Below are 21,423 nucleotides of genomic sequence, written 5' to 3' on the forward strand. Positions count from 1 at the left end.
CCAGCGATACCACCACCATCACCCAATCCACCACCGATCCCGAAAGCGGCCTCTTTCACAAAGGCGAGCACAAAGAAGTCTTTGCCTACACCATCCAAACCGCCTGCGACGCACACGGATGGATCCTCGCCTGTCAAAGCTTTCCCGGCAACCGCCACGACAGCAGCACCTTCTTCGACTTCCTCCCCAAACTCCAAGCTTTAAAACCGGAAAAACTCGTCATGGACGCCGGCTACAAAACCCCGGCCATCGCCAAAACCCTCCTTGAAAAAGACATCCTGCCCGTCTTCCCCTACACCCGGCCCAAACACAAACCGGCCCTCGACGACCCCTACTACAAACGCGACTTCGTCTACGACGCCTACTACAACTGCTACCTCTGCCCGGAAGAAACCATCCTCCCCTACAGCACCACGACACGTGAAGGATACCGCGAATACAAAAGCAATCCAAAAATCTGCAAAAACTGTCCTACCCTTCACCGTTGCACCGCCAGCAAAAACCATCAAAAAATCGTCACTCGCCACCTCTGGCAAGACGCCCTGGACGTCGCGGAAGACTACCGCTACACCACCCAAGGAAAAGCAGAATACAAACAACGCAAAGAAACCATCGAACGGCAATTCGGCAGCGCCAAAGAATACCATGGCCTTCGCTACACCAACCAGCGTGGACGAAAGAAAATGGATCTAAAAGCGGTGCTGACCTTTGCATGCATGAACATGAAATAACTGGCACTAATGATGGATCGAAAAGAGCGGGACGGAGGAGGCGACGGCCCTTCTTTTGCTGATTTATGGAAAAAATACATAAAAAAGAGACAAACCCCGAAATTTATTCGGAGTTTGTCTGCAGTCTGAGATGCGCACCGACGCATCTTTTTTTATGGCTTGAATTTACAATCTAAGTGCAACAAAAAATGATCCACCGTTTTCTGGTAAAATTGTGTCGACGAAAACCAATCAACCAGGAGGAACGATGAATCATTATTCTCATTTTACACTAAAAGAGCGTGAGTTGCTAAAGCATTATATGGATATCGGCTTAAATCAATCTGAGATAGCCATCAAATTAGGACGCAACAAGTCGTCAATTTGCCGTGAGTTAAAGAGAAACTCTTTACAAGGTAGTTATTTACCTTGTGATGCACAGGCACTTTACACCACTAGAAGAAAAGCATGTCGTCCCCAAAAGAAGTTAGACGATACCGTCCTTTTCCAAAAGGTAAAGTCTCTATTCTTAGAGCATCAGTGGTCTCCGGAACAGATCGCTGCCCGATTAAAATACGAAGAGAGTGTTTATAGCATTAGCTTCACTACAATCTATCGAGCCATTTATTCCGGCCTTTTTGACGAGCCGAATCTCTCTAGGGGCAATAGAGGATGTATTAGAAAATTAAGACATCGCGGTAAAACAAGACATACCAAATCCTATGAAGAAAGACGCGGTAAAATCCCAATCACCAATCCCATATCCGAACGACCGGATGCAGCAGAAAAAAGACAGCGCTTAGGCGATTGGGAAGCGGATACGGTGGCAGGTAAAACCGGCAAGGCATGTCTACTCACACTAACTGATCGGAAGAGTCGCTACCTACTTTGTCGGAAAATTCCAAAGAAGAACGCCCAATGTGTTAAGCAAGCCATGATTGAACTGTTGAAAGATGAACCCCTTCAAAGCATCACGCCCGATAGAGGGAAAGAATTTTCAAAACATCCAGAAATTTCACAGCAACTTTCTCTCGTAGAATTCTATTTTCCGTTGCCCCATCACCCATGGCAAAGAGGAACCAACGAGAATACAAATGGACTATTGAGAGAATACTTTCCAAAAACAAAAGATATTGACCAATCGGATAGCTACATTGAAGCGAAAATAGAAGAGATCAATCGTCGCCCGCGTAAATGTTTAAACTGGAAAACGCCTTATGAGGTTTACCATTCAGTAGAGTTGCACTTGACTTGACAATTCAAGTCGTAAATAAAGGTGTTTGCCCGTTGAATTACCACATCTTCCGTGGGCTTATCCATGGAATTTTTTTCCACCTTGGCGATGGCATGGACCACATCCATCCCTTCCACCACTTGGCCGAAGACGGTGTGCTTGCCGTCGAGCCAGAAGGCGCCGCCGGCGTTTTTGTAACCGTCGATGACATCGGCGGTGTAGCCGTATCTTTCTCCCGCATCTTTCATCTGGCGGAGAATGTCGTCGCTCACGGCCGGGCCCTGAACGATGAAGAATTGACTGCCGTTGGTGTTCGGGCCGGCATTGGCCATGGAAAGGGCGCCGACGAGGTTTCTGTATTCGGGGGTGCATTCATCTTCGAAGCCCTTGCCCCAAATGCTTTCGCCGCCGCGGCCCGTGCCCGTGGGGTCTCCCCCTTGAATCATGAAGTCGTCGATGACGCGGTGAAAAATAATGCCGTCGTAGTAGCCTCGATCCACGAGGGTGGTGAAGTTTTCTACGGCTTTCGGCGCCGCGTCGGGGAAAAGGCGCAGGGTAATGTCGCCGAGGGTGGTGATGAGTTTCACCATGGTGTCGCCGGTTTTCGGCGCTTCCAGTTGTTTTAACATGTCAGTCTCCTTGTTCTGTCAAGACGATGACGCCGTCTTTGGTCACCGCCAGGGTGTGTTCGTATTGGCAGGACAGAGAGCCGTCGCGGGTGCGGGCGGTCCAGCCGTTGTCGTCCATGGCAATGGGCCAGTCGCCGGCATTGATCATGGGCTCGATGGTAAATACCATGCCTTCTTCCAGGCGCATGCCCCGGTTGGGCTTGCCGTAGTGAAGGACTTGGGGATCTTCGTGCATGTTTTTTCCGATGCCGTGGCCCACGAAATCCCGCACCACGGAAAAGCCGTTGGCTTCGGCATGGCTTTGGATGATGTGTCCGATGTCGCCGAGGCGCGTGCCGGGTTTTACGATGTCGATGGCCTTATACAAACATTCCTTGGTGACGGTCATGAGCTTTTTGCCTTCGTCGCTTAAATTGCCCACGGCGTAACTCCAGGCGGAATCGGCCAGGTAGCCGTCCACATTGACCACCATGTCGATGGTCAGAAGATCGCCGTCTTTCAGCTTCCGCTCGCTTGGAAAGCCGTGGCAGATTTCGTCGTTTACCGAGGCGCAAATGCTGAAGGGAAAGCCCTGATAGCCTTTTTGTTCCGGGTAGCCGCCCCGGTCGGTGATAAATTTTTCAACGAAGCGGTCCAGTTCCAAGGTGCTTACCCCGGGCTTCACTTCTTCGCGGAGGGCGCGGTGCACTTGGATCAGGAGATCCGCCGCTGTTTGCATTTTTTCGATTTCTTTTTCCGTCTTTATAATAATCAATCTTCTACCTCCCGGACGATGTCTTTCAGATCCACATCCCTCGACGCCCACAGCTTCGCGTGGGGATTGATGGCGATGGCCCGCTTTAAATCGCGAATCGCCGCCTCTTTTTCTCCCAAGCGCATGTGGCTACACGAGCGATTGTAGTATAAATTTACGCTGTTTAGGTTTTTTTCGATGCCTTCGGTTAATATGGCGATGGCTTTTTCCGGCGCTTTCATGCGCAAGTAAATGGCCGACATATTTAAATAAGTCGGCGCATAGTTCTCATCCAAAGCCAAGGCGTCTTCGTAGGCGGCCAGGGCCTTTTCGTTTTTAAAGGTCTTTTGGTAGATGACTCCCAGATTGTAATAGCCGATGCTGTAAGCCGGGGACAGGGCCACGGCTTTTTCGGCGAGGGCCAGGGCTTTTTTGTACTCTTTTCGCTCTTCGTAAATGGAAGCCATGTCGGAATAGACCACACCGTTGTCGGGAACCAACTCGGCGCAGCGCTCGAAAAGTTCCAAAGCCCGATCTTTGTAGCCGATTCGGTCGTTTAAGAGAGCCAATTCGTAGCAGGCGCTTTCGTAATCGGGATCGATCATCAGGGCGTATTCGAAATGGCCCACCGCTTCCACGATGTCGCCTTCTTCTTGGGCGAAAACCCCTAAGCCGTATTCCGCGCCGGCGTATTCGCCCAGGCGCTGAATCTTGCGGTAATACTTCGCTGCCTGCGTCCTTTTGTCTTCTTGCCAATAGAGGTCCGCAATGGCAAAATACACATTGGCCAGCTCTTCCTTGTTCGGCGCAAAGTCCACCGCCTTTAAATAGGCGTTTAACGCTTCTTTATTGTCGCCTGCATCAAGAAAATCTCTCGCTAAAATCTGATAATTTTTCCATTTATCTACCATCGTCGCCTCCCGATGGTATTATACCACAGTTAGCTTCGTCCCTTGTATTTCAAAAGGCTCATGGCGATAGTCACGCAGATCAAGGATACGCCCACGTCGGCGAAGACGGCGAGCCACAAACCGGCGATATTCAGCATGTTTAATACCACGACAAGCACTTTGACGAGGAGGGCGAATACGATGTTGCCGTAGCAAATTTTTCGCGTTTGTTTCGATAGATCGAATAGGAAGGGAATGCGGCCGATGTCGTCGCCTAAAATGACCACGTCGGCGGTTTCGATGGCCATGTCCGAGCCGCCGGTGCCCATGGCGATGCCCACGTCGCTTTTGGCGAGAACCGGGGCATCGTTAATGCCGTCGCCCACGTAAACCACTTTTTCATTTCGTTTCAACGCCCGGTTCAATGCCTCCACCTTTTCGCCGGGAAGAAGTCCGCCCACGCTTTCGTCGATGCCCAGCTCTTTGCCGACGGCATCTACCAATTCCTTTTTGTCGCCGGAGAAGAGATACGTCTTCAGGAAACCGGATAATTTTTTCAGCGCCTCTTTCACGCCGGGTTTCACGGAGTCGGAAAAAACGATTCGACCCAGAAGCTCCCCGTCTTTCACGATATAGACCGACGTCTTCGGGATGCTTTGGAGGGGATTTTCCACACCCATGGCTTGAAGCATGGCGTCGTTTCCGGCGGCGACGATCTTGCCGTCGACGGTGCAGGAAATGCCTTTACCGGAAAGCTCCCGATAATTCTCCGGCGTACCCTGCGGTGTAGCCTTTTCCAAAATGGAACGGGCGATGGGGTGATTGGAGTATTGTTCCGCCGTGGCGGCCAGGGCAAGGAGATCTTCTTCCGTTCCCTTTAACACATCCACTTGTGCCAAGGTGAAATTCCCGTCGGTGAGGGTGCCGGTTTTATCGAAGGCAATAGCGTCGGCATCGGCCAAGGCTTCAAGAGACGTGGAGCCTTTAATAAACATGCCGTCTTTCGAGGCACGGCCCACGCCGGCAAACATGGATAGGGGCACGGAAAGCACCAAGGCGCAGGGACAGGAAATAATCAGAAAGGCACAGGCCTTGTAGATCCACGTGTTCCAGTCCCCTGAAAATGCCAGAGGCGGCAGGACGGCAACGAGTACCGCCAGGGCCACCACCACCGGCGTATAAATGGAGGCGAAGCGGGTGATCCAGGCTTCGGTCTTGCCCTTGTTTAAGCGTGCGTCGGCGACAAGGCCTTGAATCTTTGCCATAGTGGATTCCCCGGCCACTTTCGTCACCCGCACCTTGAAGGCGCCGTCTAAAGCGATGGCACCGGCCATCATGTCCGCCCCTTCTTTCGCATAAATGGGCGCGGATTCGCCGGTCATGTGTTGATTGGAAATGTGGCCTTCCCCTTCCATCACTTCGCCGTCGGCGGCCAAGGTGTCTCCCGCGCGCAGGATAATCGTATCACCGACGGCGACATCTTCCGCCGCCACTTCAACGACGGCACCGTCCTTTTCCACATGGGCCGTGTCTTCATCGCGGGCCAATAGGCTCTCCACGGATTCCGTGGCGCGATCCAGGGCGTAGTCCTGCAGGGCTTCGCCGAGGCGGTAGAAGAGGAGCACGCCCAAAGCTTCTCCGTGTTCGCCGATGTAAAAAGCGGCGACAGAGGCCACGCTCATTAAAAAATTTTCGTCGAAGACTTCGCCGTTTTTTATGCCCTTCACGGCGCTTTTAAATATATCGAAGCCCGCGGCGATTAAAAGAATCCCCCACAAGGCCGTTTGAAAACGCCCTTTATAAACAAATTGCACCAAAAGAGCGGCCATAACGGCACTTGCGATGGCGAAGATTTCTTTTTTCAGATCGCCTTCCTCTCCTTCACCGTGTTCGTGATGGCCCTTTTCGCCTGCATTTTTTTCCACGACCACGACGCCGTCCTCGATACTGTCCACCAGTTGTTGCAGCTCTTGTGTTGAGATCCCGCCGTCTACCACCAAACGCTTGGAAATAAAATCCAGCTTGGCTTCGGCGACCTGGGGCAATTCGCCGACGCGGGCTTCGATTTTCGCCGCGCAGTTGGCGCAATTTAAATTTTTTAATTCATAGGTACGCATATATTTACCTCCATTTACATGTTTACTTGCTCATGTATAGTGTACCTGCTTCCCTTTTTCATGTCAACAAAAAAAGAAGCGCCTCTCGACGCTCCTTCCCTATTCTGATTGGATTGTTTCTATTACAGAGAAATCGTAGCTACCGGTTCCAAACCGTCGACGTCGGCCCCTTCGATTAAGGTCCAGGTTTTTTCCGTGCCCGTGCTCTTCAACATGGCTTCGTAGTAGAACATAACGACGCCGATGTCCACGTAGCTCTTTTCGCCTTTGCTCTTGTCCAGATAAAGGTCGATGTTGCCGTCTTCCTTCAAGAGGAAACGCCAGGGTTGGGCATTGACGTGGCTCGGTGCAAAGCGGATGGACGAGAATACGTCAAACAGACCGTAGTTTTCAAGATCCGTAAGGGATGCAGGGGAACCGATGCGATCTTTGAATACGATCTTGTCCACGCTGAGACGGGGGCTGACCCGATCTTCTTCGAATACGTCCTGTTTTTCCGCTTTACCGAAGCCGATAATGTAGTCGACAAATTCGCCGCCTTCGCCGAACAGGGATTTCTTTAAGTCCTTGTCCACGTGGGCCGTGGTAATCCAGCAAGTACCTAAATTCTTTTCGATGAGTTCCGTGTTCAGCATTTCAAGATAGTAGCCCGTGCGAATCAATTCGGCCTTTTCGTGGCTTTTTGCGCGCAGAGCGATGTAGTAGGGCGCTTCGATCATTACGCCACTGTAACCGGCTTTACCTTTTAATGCTTCGGCAATGGCTTGGCCGTTTTCGTAGAGAGCGAAGCTCACGCTGCTGGCTTCCGATTGTTTTTCAATTTTTGCCAGAGTGTCTTTCAACCAGTCCATTTCCATGGCCGACAACTTCGCCGGATCAAATTCGCGCACCGTTCTTCTCTTTTGCAGGAAATTCGTCATTACCATATTATCTTCCTCCTCATCTTACAACCAGTTCAGCAGGTTGTCGTAAACATACATATGTACCACGTAACCGACGATGATGCCGATGATCACACCCGCCAAGACGTCGGTGGGATAGTGTACGGCTAAATAGGTTCTGGATACAGCCGCTAAAAACGCCATCACAATAAAAAGCGCAGCCATTTTCGGATAATACAGAGAAAATGTCGTCGCCACCGTAAAGGCCGCAGTGGTATGCCCCGAAGGAAACGAATAATCCCTCAGGTCGATGCCGTAGGTGTTTAAATTCTTACTCACCCAATAAGGGCGACTCCGGCTGATGATGCGCTTTAAAATCTGCGCGACGATCGTGGAGATCACAAGGGCCAATACCATTTCCACAGCGGCACTTCCGATCCAACGTTTTCCGATCACCAACATAAAGACCGATAGGATTCCGAGAAACCCCGGGCCCGCTATGTTCGTATAGTTGTAAAAGAAGAAATCAAAATACTTGTTTTTCAATTTCTTGTTTATACGATCGAGAAAATAATCGTCAAACGCTTTAAACGGATTTTTCATCTTCACCATCCTGTACATACCTACTTCCCCCATTATATACCAAGCTTCTCGTCTTGAAAAGGACAATTCCCACAAGTCGTGATATACTCTCACGGAGGTGACTATGAAATTAACGGACGAACAATTAAAAGCCATGGGCCACGGCGAGGGCCCCGCCTTGGTTTTGGCCGTACCCGGCAGCGGCAAGACCACCATGTTGTTGAGCCGAACGAAACGGCTCATGAACGAAGGCGTGGATCGAAAAAAAATTCTTACCATTACTTTTTCAAAGGCCTCGGCCAGGGATCTGGGCCTTCGCTATAAAAACCTTTTCGCGGAGGGCCCTGCCCCGTCTTTTTCCACGATCCACAGCTTCTGCTACTCCGTCCTGAAAAACGACGAGCGCCGCCGAGGCACGAGCTACACCTTAATCGAATCCAATCGCGCCCTGAGCAAATGGCGCATCGCCACGGATCTTTGGAAAGAGATCATGCACAAAAGCCCCAACGAAGAGCAGGTGGAGACCCTCCTTCGGGAGATCAGCTACGTGAAAAACAAAGTCCTGGATCCGAAGGAATACAACAAAGAAGCCGCCACGCCGCTTTTTCTGAAGTTTTATACCGCCTACGAAGGCCTGAAGCGGGACAGGCAGTGGATCGACTTCGATGATATGATTACCCTGGTGCCGGAGATTTTTAAACAGGACCCGGGGCTTCTTCGGGCCGTGCGCGCCACCTACGACTACATTCAGGTGGACGAGGGCCAAGACACCTCCAAGGGCCAGCTGGCCATTATCGAAGCCGTCGCAAAACCCAAGAACAATCTCTTTATCGTCGCCGACGACGATCAGTCCATCTACGGCTTTCGCGGGGCGGATTTTCGCGAGCTCCTTCACCTGAATGAACGCTACGAGAATTTGAGCCTGTACTATTTGTCCCGAAATTTCCGTTCACAGGAAAAGATCATTTCCCTCTCCTCGGCATTCATCGAGCAAAACAAGGCTCGCTACCAAAAGACACCGGTGGCGGTGAAAGGCCCGGGGCCGGAGGTGCGCGCCGTGGAGCTCACGAATTTAGACAAGCAATACGCCTTTATCGCCTCGGAAATAGAAAAACACGAGTTGAAAGACGTGGCCGTCCTCTACCGAAACCACGTCTCTTCCATCGGCCTCGTGGAATTTTTGGAGCGGGAGAACATCGCCTTCGCCGCCAAGGAGCGAAAGAGCCGCTTTTTCCGCCACTGGGTGCTTCAGGATTTAATGACCATTTACGAGTTCAGTCAAAACCCCGCCGATCTCGCGGCCTTTTCCACATTCTATTACAAGATTCGCGGCTATTTGTCGAAGAAAATGATCGAGGCCTTGGAGAAAAAAGGCGTGGGCGGATCGGTCTTCGATGCCCTTTCGGATTTAAAACTTCCCGATTACGCGGCCCGGGACGTAAGGGCTCTAAAGCGGGATTTTCAGCACTTAAAAACCTTGGCCCCCGCCGAGGCCTTTCGCTTTATTCAAAAGGACTTGGAATACGAACAATACATCGCGAGCCATGCCGCCACCTTCGGCTCCTCGAAGACCACGTCCATGCGCATTCTCTACTACGCCAAGTACATCGCCAAAAACACCGACGATTACCACAGCTTCATCGGCCGGCTCAAGACCTTGGACCGGCTCATGCAGGGCTCCCGCGCCGGGGAGAAGGGCCTGGTTTTATCTACCCTTCACGGCGCCAAAGGGCTGGAGTTTGACGCCGTGTTTATTATGGATTTAAACGCCGACGCCATTCCATCTTTGCCGAAGACGCCGGTGGATCCCGCGGAAGAGATGCGGCTGTTGGAAGAAGAGCGCCGCCTCTTTTACGTGGGCATGACCCGGGCAAAGGAGCGGCTCTACCTCTTAAGGCCCCGCCACGTGGACCGGGAATCCGTGCCGCCTTCGGAATTTTTTATCTGGTCGAAAGACGCCATCGTAAGCGCGCGAGGCGAGCATTAGAAAAGCCCTCTCACAGACGAGAGGGCAATTTTTATTTAACCGTTTTTCAACATGGCCGTTTCAAATTCATTGGCACATTCTTCGATGCTGTCCAGGCAATTTTCCATGACCTGCAGCATTTCCTTCCAGATAATCGTCTTCCTGGGATCGAATTCGCCGGTAAAGTCGAAGAGGGAGCGCATGGAATTTAAGTAAAGGGTGTCCCCTTCCCCTTCCAGGGAATTGATGCGGATGATTTTTTCCTTCACCTCGTTGGAGCGTTTGAAATTGCTGAATTCCAACACCACTTCCTCGAGCATGGCCGTGCTTTCGACGATAAGATCCACAAATTCCAAGGTCTCGGGAATGAGTTCGCGCACCCGGTACATATACAGGCCCAGCAAAATTTCCTCGATGGAATCCACCACCGTGTCCAGCTTGTCCGTGATCTCGATAATGTCTTCCCGCTCGATGGGCGGCAAAAACTCCACGGCCAGGCGATTCATAATGTCGTGCATGATCTGATCGCAGTCGTTTTCGATGCGCTTCATGGCGTCGGTCGCCTCTCGCAGTTTCGCCGCGTCGTAGGCGCCCAAGGTGGTCTGCAAAAGATCCGCCGCCAGCGATGCCTTTTGAGCCATGTCGCTGAATTTTCGGAAGTAATCGAACTTTCTTTCTTTCATAACTTCTCCTAAATCAGATGAATAAGCAAATAGGTGACGATAAATCCGATCAACCCGCAACCGGGAAAGGTCAATATCCACGCCAGGCCCATTTCGCTTACCACGGACCAATTCACGTTTTTAATGTGCTTCGATGCCCCCACGCCCATAATGGCCGTGGTCTTTGTGTGGGTGGTGGATACGGGAAAGCCGGCCACGGACGCCACGAGCAAGCTCACGACGGCGCCGATATCGGCAGCGAAGCCTTCGTAGGTTTCAAGCTTCACCATATTCATGCCCACGGATTTAATGATTCTCAGGCCCCCTAAGCTCGTTCCCAGGCCGATAACCAGAGAAATTAAAATCATGAGCCAGGAGGGAATCACAAAATGCCCCACACCGCCGGTACCGGCAGCCAGGCTGAAGGCCAGCATAAAAACGCCCATAAACTTTTGCCCGTCTTGGGCGCCGTGCATAAAGGCCATGGCCGCAGCCGAAACGATCTGCCCGTTTTTGAAAAAGGTCTTGGTACTGCGCCGGTCGGAGCCGGCCAAGAGCCGCTTAATAATCTCCACCACCACATAGCCCATGAGAAAACCCACCACAGTGGAAAGGACGAGGCCGTAAATGTTTTTCATCCACTCCGCTCCGTTGATCCCGGCGAGGCCTCCGTGCAGGGCGATGGCCGAACCCGAAAGCCCGGCGATCAGGGCGTGGGATTCCGACGTGGGAATCCCGAAATACCACGCCGCCGTGGCCCATATGACAATGCTCACCTGAGCCGAGGCCAGGGCGATTAAGGCTTCGTTGGTATTGCCGTTAAAGTCCACCATATTGTAAATCGTCTCCGCCACATTGGCGTTTAGGGCCGTCATAATAAAGACCCCGAGAAAATTAAAGAGCGTCGCCAGATAAATGGCTTTTTGCGGCTCGATGCTCCGCGTGGAGACGGCGGTAGCGATGGCATTGGGCGCATCGGTCCAGCCGTTGACGAAAACCACCGCCAAAACCAGCAGGGTCGTAAGAAAAATGGCGGGGTTTTGAGTCATCATGGAGACAAATTCTTGTATCGTAACAGTCATTTGGTCCCTTCGATTTAATTCTTAAAGCTGTGAATGGGCGCTGGAATAAAGCCACCTCGCACGGCGAAGGCCGCACAGTCGTTTTTGTGCACAGGAAGAATGGGCGCTTCCCCTAAAAGGCCGCCGAAAGTGGCGTTGTCGCCCACATCTTTTCCGTAAACGGGAATCAGGCGCACCGCCGTGGTCTTGTGGTTAATAATGCCGATCATGGACTCGTCGGCGATCATGGCCGATAACGTTTCAGCCGGCGTGTCCCCGGGAATGGCGATCATGTCCAACCCTACGGAGCAGACGCAGGTCATGGCTTCCAATTTGTCGAAAGCCAAGGCCCCCGATGCGGCGGCGGAAATCATGCCCTCATCTTCCGATACGGGAATAAAAGCGCCGCTTAAGCCGCCCACGTGAGCGGAAGCATTGATACCGCCTTTTTTCACCGCGTCGTTTAACATGGCCAAAGCCGCCGTCGTGCCGTGGCCGCCCACGGTGCCCACGCCGATTTCTTCTAAAATCCGCGCCACACTGTCGCCCACCGCCGGCGTCGGCGCGAGAGACAGATCGATGGAGCCGAAGGGCGTGTCCAAACGCTTGGCGATTTCCTTGCCCACCAATTCACCCATGCGGGTAATCTTAAAGGTCATTTCGCTGATGCACTGAGCCACTTCATCGAAAGGCGCGCCGCGGAATTTTTCCAGGGCCGTCTTGACTACGCCGGGACCGGAAATGCCCACGTGAAGCACGTGATCCCCCAGGCCCGTGCCGTGGAAGGCGCCGGCCATAAAGGGATTGTCTTCCACGGCATTGGCGAAGACCACAAGCTTCGCGCAGCCGATGGAATCCGCATCGCGACTTAAATAGGCCGCATCCTTAATGACCTTGCCCATCATGGCCACGGCATCCATATTAAGGCCCGACTTCGACGAGCCCACATTCACCGAGGAGCACACCTTTTCCGTCGTGGCCAACGCTTCGGGAATGGCCTCGATTAACGCCCGTTCGCTTTCGGTCATGCCGCTGTGAACCAAAGCGGAGAAGCCGCCGATAAAGTCCACGCCGATTTTAATGGCCGCATCGTCCATGGCTTTGGCGAGCTTGATGAAATCCTCTTTCGTGCCGCGAGGCAAAATCAAAGAAGCCGGCGTCACGGAAATGCGCTTATTGACCACGCTCACCCCATATTTCGCGCCGACGGCATTGGCTTCATCCACCAAGTCGGCACCTAAAGTAGTGATCTTGTCGTAAACACGCTGACATACCACGTCCACGTCGTCGGAGATGCAATCCATAAGGGAAATCCCCAAGGTCGCCGTTCGTATATCTAAATTCTCATGCTCCAGCATGTGAATTGTTTCGAGAATCGAAGAATTATCCAAAAGAGACGTCCTTTCTAAATATGGTGCATGCGGCTAAAAAGCGCCTCGTGCTGCATACGAATGTCCAAACCCATGGATTTGCCCAGGGCTTCGTAATCGCCGACCACGCTTTCCAGGGCAAAATTTTCATCGGCATGTTCCACCACGAGAATCATGGTGAAATAAGAACTGACGATGGTTTGACTAATGTCCAAAATATTAAAACCGTGTTCCGCCAAAAGCGTCGTAACGCGGGATACAATCCCTACCTGATCCTTACCTAAAACACTGACAACAGCTTTCATCCAATCCCTCCTTTGTAATGAGACCATTATAACATAGACAATGACCCATGGTTTAGGGGATTTCTGCGCAAAAAAAGCCGCGGACCATGCCGCAGCTTCTCTTAGAGCTTATCCGTCTCCCAATTCGGGTCTTTTAAAAAGGCGCGGCCGATTCCGAAAAGATCCGCCGCATCTTCTGCCAGTAATTTTTCCGCTTCGTCGTAGGTGGTAATGCCGCCGGTTAAAAGCACCGGGGCCGTGGTTTCTTTTTTCACGGCGCGGCTCAGATCTTGAAACCAGCCGGCTTCCTTGTGGCCGGGGCGATTGTAGCCGGTCATGCCGCCGGTCATATCTAAAAAGGCGGCGCCTGCGGTATCAAAAGCTTTTGCGGCGCGGACGCCTTCATCCACGGTGGTGCCCCCCTCGATGGTTTCGATGCCGCCGATGCGCACGGCCAGGGGGAAGTCGCCCAAGGCTTCCTTCATGGCCCGAAAGACTTCCAGAGGGTATTTCACCCGGTCTTCGCCGTAGTCGTCGTCGCGAAAGTTGGTCAGGGGCGAAAGGAATTGGTTCAGCAGATAGCCGTGGGCCACGTGAAGTTCCGCGCCGTCGTAGCCCGCTTTCTTCGCCCGCAGAGCCGCCGCGACGAAATCCGCTTTCACCCGCGCCATGTCCTCGAGGCTCATGGCACAACACATTTTGTCCCAGGGACGTACCGAGGGCCCCATGGGGTCCGTGCCGATAATGTCTGCACGCGTCTTGATGCCGGCGTGGTTTAATTGCAAAAACACGGCGGCGTCGGGGCGCACACTTTTTATAGCCGCCACAAGTTTTCTGTGCCCGGCGATTTTTTCGTCGTCGGCCAGACTCATTTGCTTCAGGCTCGCTTTTCCGTCTTCGGAGACGTAGCTGTGTTCGATGATGAAGAGATCGAATTGTTTATTCGCCGCCATTTTTTTGTAATAGGCCAGGGTCTTTTCGCTGATCTCTCCTCCGACCGAGGCCTCCGTCACCATGGGCGGCATGACCAATCGACTGTGAATGTCCACGCCCACGTGAACTGTTTCGTGAATTTTTCTCATTGCTCCTCCCGCTTATGAAAAAAGCACTCTTTCGAGCGCCTTAATCTTCTTCGACTTTTACAAACATCCACTTGCTGGTGCCGCAACGAGGGCAAGTCCAGTCGTCGGGCAATTCGGAAAAGGGGATGCCCGGTTCGATTCCGTATTCCGGTACACCTTTCGCCGGATCGTACACAAAGCCGCAGGGTTTGCAGCGGTATTTACTCATATCTTTTTCCATAACTTCCTCCTATTCTGTTTCCCTTATACCCGCTTTTACACGCTTCAAAAATTTTTTTCAAATTTCCCCGACGCGTCGCCTTATTCCACCGGTCCCTTGTACGCCAACATGCCGCCTGCAACATTGACGCAGTCATAGCCCCTGCTTTCAAGGTACTCGCAGGCCTTTTGGCTGCGGTTGCCGGAGCGGCAGACGACATAAATCGTCTCGTCTTTGGGGAGTTCCCCTTCCCGCGCACTTAAATCTCCCAAGGGGATGGTGTGGGCGCCGGGAATTTTTCCCGTGGCGATTTCGTCGGGCTCCCGCACGTCCAAAATAAATTTCGTTTCCCTATCCTTTAAATCTTTCGCCGGTACCGACGGCGTTTTCTTTGCGCCGAATCGATCTCGTAAACTGTTCAATGCCGCGCCTCCTTTTCGTCTTTTCTTCATTATAGCCCGAATCGCCTTCGGACTCAATTTTCTTTACTGACAAGACAGTGGTGTTGTCATCTGCCAACACTTATGGTATTCTATGTAGGATTCTTTAACACACACAGAAGAAAGGAAGACAAATTGGAAAAGGAAACCCTCGCACGCTTAAAAAAAGAAAAGGACGCCGTCATTCTGGCTCACTACTATGTGGACGGCGCCGTACAGGAAATCGCCGATCACGTCGGCGACTCCTTTACCCTGGCAAAAATCGCCACGGGCATCGATGCCAAGGTCATCGTCATGGCCGGCGTCGAATTCATGGGAGAAACGGTTAAGATTTTGAATCCGGAAAAAACCGTCTACCTTCCCGATCCCGACGCCGACTGCCCCATGGCCCACATGGTGGATGTGGAGGCCATTAAGGAAATGAGAGAAAAATACGACGACCTCGCCGTGGTCTCTTACGTCAACTCCACCGCCGAAGTGAAAGCCCATTCGGACTACTGCCTCACTTCCTCCAACGCGGCAAAAGTGGTAAGCGCCATCGACGCCAAGAATATTTTCTTTATTCCCGACGGAAACTTAGGCCACAATACGGAAGGTGCTTTCCCGGACAAGCACTTCATTAATAACAACGGTTGCTGCCCGGTCCACGACAGCTTAACGGCGGACATGGTCCGCGCTCTGAAGAAGGAGCACCCGGACGCCGCCGTGTTCTGCCACCCGGAATGCAAGGCGGAAGTTCTCGAGCTGGCCGATTACATGGGAAGCACGAAGGGGATTTTAAGTGCCGTCGGCGAATTGAATAAGGACAAAAATATTATTCTCACCGAAGAAGGCATCGGTTGGGAATTAAACAGACTTTATCCCGACAAGGAATTTATTTTCCCCGACATGATTTGCGCCGGCATGAAAATGGTCACCGTGGACAAAATCATTCACGTCTTGGAAACCGGCGACAACGAAGTGCTGTTGGACGCGGATTTAATCGAAAAGGCCAAGGTACCCTTGGACCGCATGCTTGCCATCGCAAGTAAGTAAGGAAAGGAGTCTTATGGGCAATTTGACTTTGGCGCCTTTTTTAATGGACGACGCCATTTTGGCCGCCCTGAAAGAAGACGTAAACGAGGAAGACATTTCGACGAACGCTCTGGTAGATGCCGACGAAACAGGCTCGGTGAAGCTTTTCGCCAAGGCCGACGGCGTTCTCGCAGGCGCCCCGGTTTTTGAGCGCACCTTCCGCCTCTTCGACGAAAGAACCGCAGTAGAGTGGTATTTCGAAGACGGGGATCTTGTATCAACGGGCGATTTAATCGCCACGATTACAGGCCCCATTCGCGCCCTCCTGACGGCAGAGCGGGTGGCGCTGAATTTTCTACAGCGCATGAGCGGCATCGCCACCTACACCAAGAAAATGGTCGACGCCCTGGCCGGGAGCAAGACGAAGATCGTGGACACGCGAAAGACCACGCCGAATTTTCGGATCTTCGCCAAGTACGCCGTTCGCTGCGGCGGCGGCGAAAACCACCGCTTCAATCTCACCGACGGCGTCATGCTCAAGGACAATCATATCGGCGCCGCGGGCTCCGTCGCGGAAGCCATTAAGCGGGCCAAAGCCTACGCCTCTTTCGTGCGAAAGATCGAGGTGGAGGTGGAGACCATGGCCATGGTGAAAGAAGCCGTGGCGGCCGGCGCGGACATTATTATGCTGGACAATATGAGCCCGGACGAAATAAAAAAAGCCGTCGAATTCATCGACGGTCGCGCCCTGGTGGAGCTTTCCGGCAATATGGACCTAAACAACATTTCCAAGTACAAAGACTTAGGTGCCGACATTATCTCATCCGGCGCCCTCACCCACTCGGCGCCGGTGCTGGATTTTTCCATGAAAGGACTGACACCCGATGGTTCTCGATAAGGAAACGCGGCTCTACGAAATCGAAAAAGCCCTTCGGGAATCCGCCGAGCCCATTTCCGGCGACAGCCTGGCAAAAACTTTTTCCGTCTCCCGGCAGGTCATCGTCCAAGACATCAGCCTGCTTCGGGCGAAAAACATTCCCATCCACTCCACCAACCGCGGCTACTACATGGACGCGCCCAAGGGCTTTCGCCGCACCTTTAAGTCCCATCACCGAGACGACGAAATCACCAAAGAGCTGAATCTCATCGTGGATTTAGGCGCCATTGTGGAGGACGTGTACGTGGAGCACCGCATTTACGGAAAAATCGCCGCCACATTAAATGTTCAGTCCCGCAAAGACGTGAAGCACTTTATGGACGACATCTACCACAGCGTCAGCACCCCACTTAACAACATTACCAACGGCTACCACTTCCACACGGTTTTTGCCAAAGACGAAGAAACCTTAAACGAAGTAGAAGCGGCTTTGGCCGAAGCGGGCTTTTTAGTGCCCGAAGAACCTTTCAAGGAGGAAGCATGAAAAACATCGCCGTCATCGGCTACGGCGCCCTGGGCCACATTCTCGTGGACGCTATTTTAGACAAATTAAAGGAAGACTACCGCCTCGTGGGCATTTTCGATCAAGTGCTCGAGGAAAAAAGCATTGCCGCAAAAGGCGAAACCATTCCCCTTTACGAAACTTTCGACGCCCTCCTGGCCGACGACACGGACATTGTCGTGGAAATCGCCGGCGTCGGCGCCGTAAAAGAATACGTCGTGCCCCTGCTCGAGGCCGGAAAAGACGTGGTCATCACCTCCGTCGGCGCCTTAGCCGATACCGCCTTATACGACGCTATCGAATCGGCGGCGAAAAAAGCGGATCGAAAAGTGCACATTACCTCCGGAGCCATCGGCGGCTTCGATTTAATGCGCACCTTCACCCTTATGGGCGGGGTGCAATCGGAAATCCAAAGCACGAAAGCGCCGAAGAGCTTAAACGGCGCCCCCTACTTAAAGGGCGAAGAACTTCCCGCAGACAAAAAAGTCGTTGCCTTTGAGGGAAGCGCCACGGAAGCCATTCAGGGCTTTCCGAAAAACACCAATGTGGCTGTGGCCACGGGTCTCACCACCTCGGGGGCCGATGCCACCAAGGTGCGCATCGTAAGCGATCCCGAAAGCCCCGGCAACACCCATCGGGTCACCGTGGAAAACGAAAAGGCCAAGGCCGTGGTGGAAATCACCTCCAAGCCCGATCCGAAAAATCCGAAATCCAGCGTCACCGCCGCATGGAGCGTGGCCGCCCTGTTGAAAAACCTGGCCTCCCCCGTCCAATACTTCTAAACAAAAAGGTTCTATGACCCAGCCGATAAAGGCGCTGCCATAGAACTTTTTTTATTTCCGTTAAAAAAGCACCGCTTCTTTTTTTATTTCGACATGGCCCGCGAAGTATGTAAAAAACCAGGGTCATAAACACGCGCAGCCTACGACAAGCAACAAGAGAACGCCTCGCCGGGACATCTTTACATTTTCATTGTTGATCTCAGCCTTTTTACGGTTTAAGATAAAACCATAGGAAAGGAAGGTAAGCATGATTCAATCCCTTACGGAAAAAGCTTTACGAGAAGAACCGCTTACGAGAGATGAGGCTCTCGCGCTTTACGACGAGGACCTGTCCCCACTGGCCGCCGCAGCCACCACCATTCGAGCCCGCTTTTTAGGCGAGAGCTTCGATTTATGTACCATCGTCGACGGAAAAAACGGTCGCTGCACGGAGGACTGCGCCTTTTGCGTTCAGTCGAGACGGAGCCGGGCATCGGTCCCCGTCTTCGATCTGTTCGACGAGGAGGCCATCCTTCGCGACGCCTTGACGGCCGATGGGGCGGGGGTGTTGCGCTACGGCTTTGTGACCATGGGCCGGCGCCTGTCGAAAAATGAAGTGGCGAAGACAGCCGAAATCTTTCGACGACTGCACAAGGAAACTCGTCTGCACCTGTGTCTGTCCGGCGGCCTCTTAGATAAAGAAGACCTGACCCTCTTAAAGGACGCGGGTCTCGAGCGACTGCACAACAACCTGGAAACGTCCCGCGCTTTTTTCCCAACCCTGTGCACGACCCACAGCTACGACGAAAAAATAGCGACCATCGCCGCGGCCAAGGACGTGGGCCTCGAGGTTTGCTCCGGCGCCCTCTTCGGCTTAGGCGAAAGTCGCGCCGATCGCATCGATTTAGCCTTTACTTTAAAGGACTTGGCCGTGGATTCCGTTCCCCTCAACATTCTCCATCCCATCGAGGGCACGCCTATGGAGGATCGGCCGCTCCTACCCGAAGACGAATTCTTAAAAACCGCCGCCATCTTTCGCTTTCTCCTTCCCAAGGCCTATTTGCGTCTCGCCGGCGGCAGAAGGAATCTACGGAAAAACGGCGAAGACGCCCTCGACTATGGCGTCAATGCGGCTATTACTGGCGACTTTTTAAATACCTGCGGCGCCGCCGTCGCCGCCGATAAGGCCATGATACAAGCTAAAGGCTTTCGCCTGCTTTAGACGGCATAGAAAAAAAAGGATCCTCACCGACGGAAGAGGATCCTTTTTTCATACCACGCAGTCTGTCTCGGGGCCTCAATGACCCGTCGCATCTTTATTCAATGATTTTATCTTCTACGGCTCCTTGGTTCCATACTGTTCCAAACTCTCAAAGTACGCGTCGTATTCTTCCCGCGTCATGGATTTTTCCCGAAGCCGTTCATCCATTTCCGACTTTTCCTCTGCCGCCGGATCCACGGTGGGATCGATGGAATCGAGGGCCTTTGCATCGAAGGTGACATCCTCGTGGAAAAGCCCGAAAAGAGTGTTATCCCGCAGATCGTACATGCCGTTGGGACCGGTCACAAATTTATAATAATCCTCCCGCGTCTTGTACCGATCCGCCCTTGGGCGAGCGAGAAACAGGACTTTCTCATTCTCGTCGTTATACATCCAATCCGCTTCCGTCGGCTCCGCGTAGATGGTTTGTCTCCCATCATCGACGACATCACCGCCGGGGATTCGCACGGTCACCGTTCTTCCCTCTTTCATTTCTCCCTTATAGACCTTCTTTACTTTAAAGACGGCGTCTCTGTAAATGGATATGTCACCGCCGCCATAGGGCGATACCTTAAAGGGCTTCGTAAAACCCAGAAAGTCTGCCGCCACCACCAAATCGGAGCTGTTTGCCATTTCATTGAAAGAAAGCTGCGGATAGTCGGTATCTGCGGCTTTTTCAATTCGTTTGTACTGATTTCGAGACGGTTTTTCAGTCTCTTCCCCTTTCTGACAAGCCACCGCAAAGAGGCAGATGGAAAGAACACATAAAATCGAGATCCCGCGTCTTTTTAAAAGGCGTTTTTTCTTAAATTTAATCTTCATGGAAATCACCTTTTCTTATCCGCCTGTCCTTCTCCGGGTCACGCCTTTAGTCTCGTGGAATCGACTGATTTTTCTCTTCCCGCTCCAAGGCCGGATGCTTTTTCAAGGCGTCGCTCTTCGCCTTATAGCACACGCGAACAACGATGTAGCTCGCCAAGCTGATTGCGCCGACGATGACGATAAAGGCGATGATCAGTTCAACGACGAGCAAAATTCCTACCGGTGCAAAATTCATAATCTCACGCCTCCTTTTTGAACAAGAGAAATGATTACAAGAACACTTTCTTTATAAATGGTATATACCCCGCAATCAGTTTTGACAACGCTTCCGGCTTTTAATTAGAGTAATCCAATAAAAAATCGAGTAAGTCTTTTGCTTTTCTTGCTCGATTGCTTCTTTATTTTCTCTTCAATACCGCTACACACTCAACCCCTATGGTTATGGGGAACATATCCACGCTCGTAGATGGAAACATATCAAAGATTGGCTCTCGTTTGTAGGAACATATCGACTGTAATTATTTCATTTTCAAGCCTTTATCGATAGCTTCCTGAATAATCTTATGACAACAAACTCCCAACGGATTGTTTTCTTTACAATTAGGATTTTTCATTGCCCCAGTGATGGCATTTACTTCTTTTACGGATTTCGCGCCATGCTTTACAACTGCTTCAATTACCTGATTTTCTGTGACTTCGCTACAATAACAAGCATACTTAGGATCTGCATCTTTCTTAAACCAGATAGGAACTCTAACTTGGTCTTTCAAGAATTTTATTTCATTATCTAAGTTATAGTAAACAACGTCGCAGTCCTCGTTCATGCAAATCTTATATTGATCTCCGTTAACAGCATTACGATAATCATCTACCACTAGATGTTCAACAGTTACTTTACTAACGGAAATCCCTTCATTATTACATACAGGACAATTGTCTTTAATTTGATTCGGCTTTTCTGTTTTGCATCCACAACAACATTCATTATTAATCTTCATATTCTTAGCCTCCATATTTTCATTATAATTTCTTTTTTAAACTAGGTCAAACCAATTTCATATACTTGTCATTTATTAATAGCGTCAAACATTTTAGCTGGTGTTAATTTACTTAGCTCCCTGTTGTCAGCCAACGCACGTGTAGCTTTTTTGTGTCTTGAATTGTCAAGTCAAGTGCAACTCTACTGAATGGTAAACCTCATAAGGCGTTTTCCAGTTTAAACATTTACGCGGGCGACGATTGATCTCTTCTATTTTCGCTTCAATGTAGCTATCCGATTGGTCAAT

At 51.6% G+C, this 21,423-nt stretch carries 23 protein-coding genes and 2 pseudogenes; 8 read left to right on the top strand and 17 right to left on the bottom strand.

The window, feature by feature from the left end:
* Both OCV31_RS08860 and OCV31_RS08865 read left to right on the top strand, forming a co-directional pair.
* Positions 1–728 (top strand): annotated as a pseudogene (locus tag OCV31_RS08860) (transposase); the annotation flags it as partial.
* Positions 729–978: 250 nt separating this feature from the next.
* Complete coding sequence (locus OCV31_RS08865; RefSeq protein ID WP_148474448.1) at positions 979–1,965, top strand: IS30 family transposase; 987 nt, start codon at positions 979–981, stop codon at positions 1,963–1,965.
* Here the strand turns inward: OCV31_RS08865 and OCV31_RS08870 are convergent.
* The 6 genes from OCV31_RS08870 to OCV31_RS08895 form a co-directional block, all read right to left on the bottom strand.
* Complete coding sequence (locus OCV31_RS08870) at positions 1,935–2,573, bottom strand: peptidylprolyl isomerase (RefSeq protein ID WP_148474450.1); 639 nt, start codon at positions 2,571–2,573, stop codon at positions 1,935–1,937. The two genes, OCV31_RS08865 and OCV31_RS08870, sit on opposite strands and share 31 nt — an antisense overlap.
* A gap of 1 nt (position 2,574) precedes the next feature.
* On the bottom strand, positions 2,575–3,327 hold the full coding sequence (gene map, locus OCV31_RS08875) for a type I methionyl aminopeptidase (protein WP_148474452.1): 753 nt from the start codon (positions 3,325–3,327) through the stop codon (positions 2,575–2,577).
* Positions 3,324–4,217 (bottom strand): tetratricopeptide repeat protein, encoded by an 894-nt coding sequence (locus OCV31_RS08880; protein ID WP_148474453.1) that lies wholly within the window; start codon positions 4,215–4,217, stop codon positions 3,324–3,326. The genes map and OCV31_RS08880 overlap by 4 nt, the downstream gene beginning before the upstream one ends.
* Before the next feature lie 29 nt (positions 4,218–4,246).
* Positions 4,247–6,313 (bottom strand): heavy metal translocating P-type ATPase, encoded by a 2,067-nt coding sequence (locus tag OCV31_RS08885; protein WP_148474455.1) that lies wholly within the window; start codon positions 6,311–6,313, stop codon positions 4,247–4,249.
* Positions 6,314–6,435: 122 nt separating this feature from the next.
* Positions 6,436–7,239, bottom strand: coding sequence for a nitroreductase family protein (locus tag OCV31_RS08890; RefSeq protein WP_148474457.1), 804 nt, complete (start codon positions 7,237–7,239; stop codon positions 6,436–6,438).
* 18 nt (positions 7,240–7,257) lie between these two features.
* Positions 7,258–7,656 carry a phosphatase PAP2 family protein gene (locus tag OCV31_RS08895; protein WP_267303920.1) on the bottom strand — a complete coding sequence of 133 codons (399 nt, stop codon included), beginning with the start codon at positions 7,654–7,656 and terminating at the stop codon, positions 7,258–7,260.
* A 244-nt stretch (positions 7,657–7,900) separates the two neighbouring features.
* On the opposite strand from OCV31_RS08895, the gene OCV31_RS08900 reads away from it, so the two are divergent.
* Complete coding sequence (locus OCV31_RS08900) at positions 7,901–9,763, top strand: ATP-dependent helicase (protein WP_148474461.1); 1,863 nt, start codon at positions 7,901–7,903, stop codon at positions 9,761–9,763.
* Positions 9,764–9,798: 35 nt separating this feature from the next.
* On the opposite strand, the gene OCV31_RS08905 is transcribed toward OCV31_RS08900, so the two are convergent.
* From OCV31_RS08905 to OCV31_RS08935, 7 genes are all read right to left on the bottom strand, one after another.
* Positions 9,799–10,425, bottom strand: coding sequence for a DUF47 domain-containing protein (locus OCV31_RS08905; RefSeq protein WP_148474463.1), 627 nt, complete (start codon positions 10,423–10,425; stop codon positions 9,799–9,801).
* A gap of 8 nt (positions 10,426–10,433) precedes the next feature.
* A complete protein-coding gene (locus OCV31_RS08910; RefSeq protein ID WP_148474465.1) occupies positions 10,434–11,486 on the bottom strand; it encodes an inorganic phosphate transporter in 1,053 nt (350 codons plus the stop codon).
* A 14-nt stretch (positions 11,487–11,500) separates the two neighbouring features.
* Complete coding sequence (locus tag OCV31_RS08915; RefSeq protein ID WP_148474467.1) at positions 11,501–12,856, bottom strand: PFL family protein; 1,356 nt, start codon at positions 12,854–12,856, stop codon at positions 11,501–11,503.
* A 14-nt stretch (positions 12,857–12,870) separates the two neighbouring features.
* Positions 12,871–13,140, bottom strand: coding sequence for an ACT domain-containing protein (locus tag OCV31_RS08920; protein WP_108831124.1), 270 nt, complete (start codon positions 13,138–13,140; stop codon positions 12,871–12,873).
* Between the two features lie 101 nt (positions 13,141–13,241).
* Positions 13,242–14,201, bottom strand: a complete 960-nt coding sequence (locus tag OCV31_RS08925) for an NADH:flavin oxidoreductase (RefSeq protein ID WP_148474469.1) — start codon at positions 14,199–14,201, stop codon at positions 13,242–13,244.
* Positions 14,202–14,241: 40 nt separating this feature from the next.
* Positions 14,242–14,421, bottom strand: a complete 180-nt coding sequence (locus OCV31_RS08930) for a rubredoxin (protein WP_394800655.1) — start codon at positions 14,419–14,421, stop codon at positions 14,242–14,244.
* Positions 14,422–14,501: 80 nt separating this feature from the next.
* Complete coding sequence (locus tag OCV31_RS08935; RefSeq protein WP_267303921.1) at positions 14,502–14,822, bottom strand: rhodanese-like domain-containing protein; 321 nt, start codon at positions 14,820–14,822, stop codon at positions 14,502–14,504.
* 153 nt (positions 14,823–14,975) lie between these two features.
* Here OCV31_RS08935 and nadA point away from each other — a divergent pair, with 153 nt between their 5' ends.
* From nadA to bioB, 5 genes are all read left to right on the top strand, one after another.
* Complete coding sequence (gene nadA / locus OCV31_RS08940; protein ID WP_267303922.1) at positions 14,976–15,875, top strand: quinolinate synthase NadA; 900 nt, start codon at positions 14,976–14,978, stop codon at positions 15,873–15,875.
* A gap of 13 nt (positions 15,876–15,888) precedes the next feature.
* Positions 15,889–16,752 carry a carboxylating nicotinate-nucleotide diphosphorylase gene (gene nadC / locus OCV31_RS08945; protein WP_148474475.1) on the top strand — a complete coding sequence of 288 codons (864 nt, stop codon included), beginning with the start codon at positions 15,889–15,891 and terminating at the stop codon, positions 16,750–16,752.
* The gene (locus tag OCV31_RS08950) at positions 16,739–17,275 is read left to right on the top strand and encodes a transcription repressor NadR (RefSeq protein ID WP_148474477.1); all 537 of its coding nucleotides are present in this window, start codon (positions 16,739–16,741) and stop codon (positions 17,273–17,275) included. Before nadC ends, OCV31_RS08950 begins: the two co-directional genes overlap by 14 nt.
* Complete coding sequence (locus OCV31_RS08955; protein ID WP_148474479.1) at positions 17,272–18,075, top strand: aspartate dehydrogenase domain-containing protein; 804 nt, start codon at positions 17,272–17,274, stop codon at positions 18,073–18,075. The genes OCV31_RS08950 and OCV31_RS08955 overlap by 4 nt, the downstream gene beginning before the upstream one ends.
* Before the next feature lie 247 nt (positions 18,076–18,322).
* Positions 18,323–19,276, top strand: coding sequence for a biotin synthase BioB (bioB, locus tag OCV31_RS08960; RefSeq protein WP_148474481.1), 954 nt, complete (start codon positions 18,323–18,325; stop codon positions 19,274–19,276).
* A gap of 114 nt (positions 19,277–19,390) precedes the next feature.
* Here bioB and OCV31_RS08965 read toward each other — a convergent pair whose 3' ends face one another.
* The 4 genes and pseudogenes from OCV31_RS08965 to OCV31_RS08980 form a co-directional block, all read right to left on the bottom strand.
* A complete protein-coding gene (locus OCV31_RS08965; protein WP_148474483.1) occupies positions 19,391–20,137 on the bottom strand; it encodes a hypothetical protein in 747 nt (248 codons plus the stop codon).
* A 46-nt stretch (positions 20,138–20,183) separates the two neighbouring features.
* Positions 20,184–20,372, bottom strand: a complete 189-nt coding sequence (locus OCV31_RS08970; RefSeq protein ID WP_148474485.1) for a hypothetical protein — start codon at positions 20,370–20,372, stop codon at positions 20,184–20,186.
* A gap of 283 nt (positions 20,373–20,655) precedes the next feature.
* On the bottom strand, positions 20,656–21,135 hold the full coding sequence (locus OCV31_RS08975) for a Csac_0668 family 2Fe-2S cluster-binding (seleno)protein (RefSeq protein ID WP_108831115.1): 480 nt from the start codon (positions 21,133–21,135) through the stop codon (positions 20,656–20,658).
* Between the two features lie 165 nt (positions 21,136–21,300).
* A pseudogene (locus OCV31_RS08980) lies at positions 21,301–21,423 on the bottom strand (IS30 family transposase); the annotation flags it as partial.

This window comes from Aedoeadaptatus acetigenes (assembly GCF_025566985.1).
GTDB classification, from domain to species: Bacteria; Bacillota; Clostridia; order Tissierellales; family Peptoniphilaceae; genus Aedoeadaptatus; species Aedoeadaptatus acetigenes.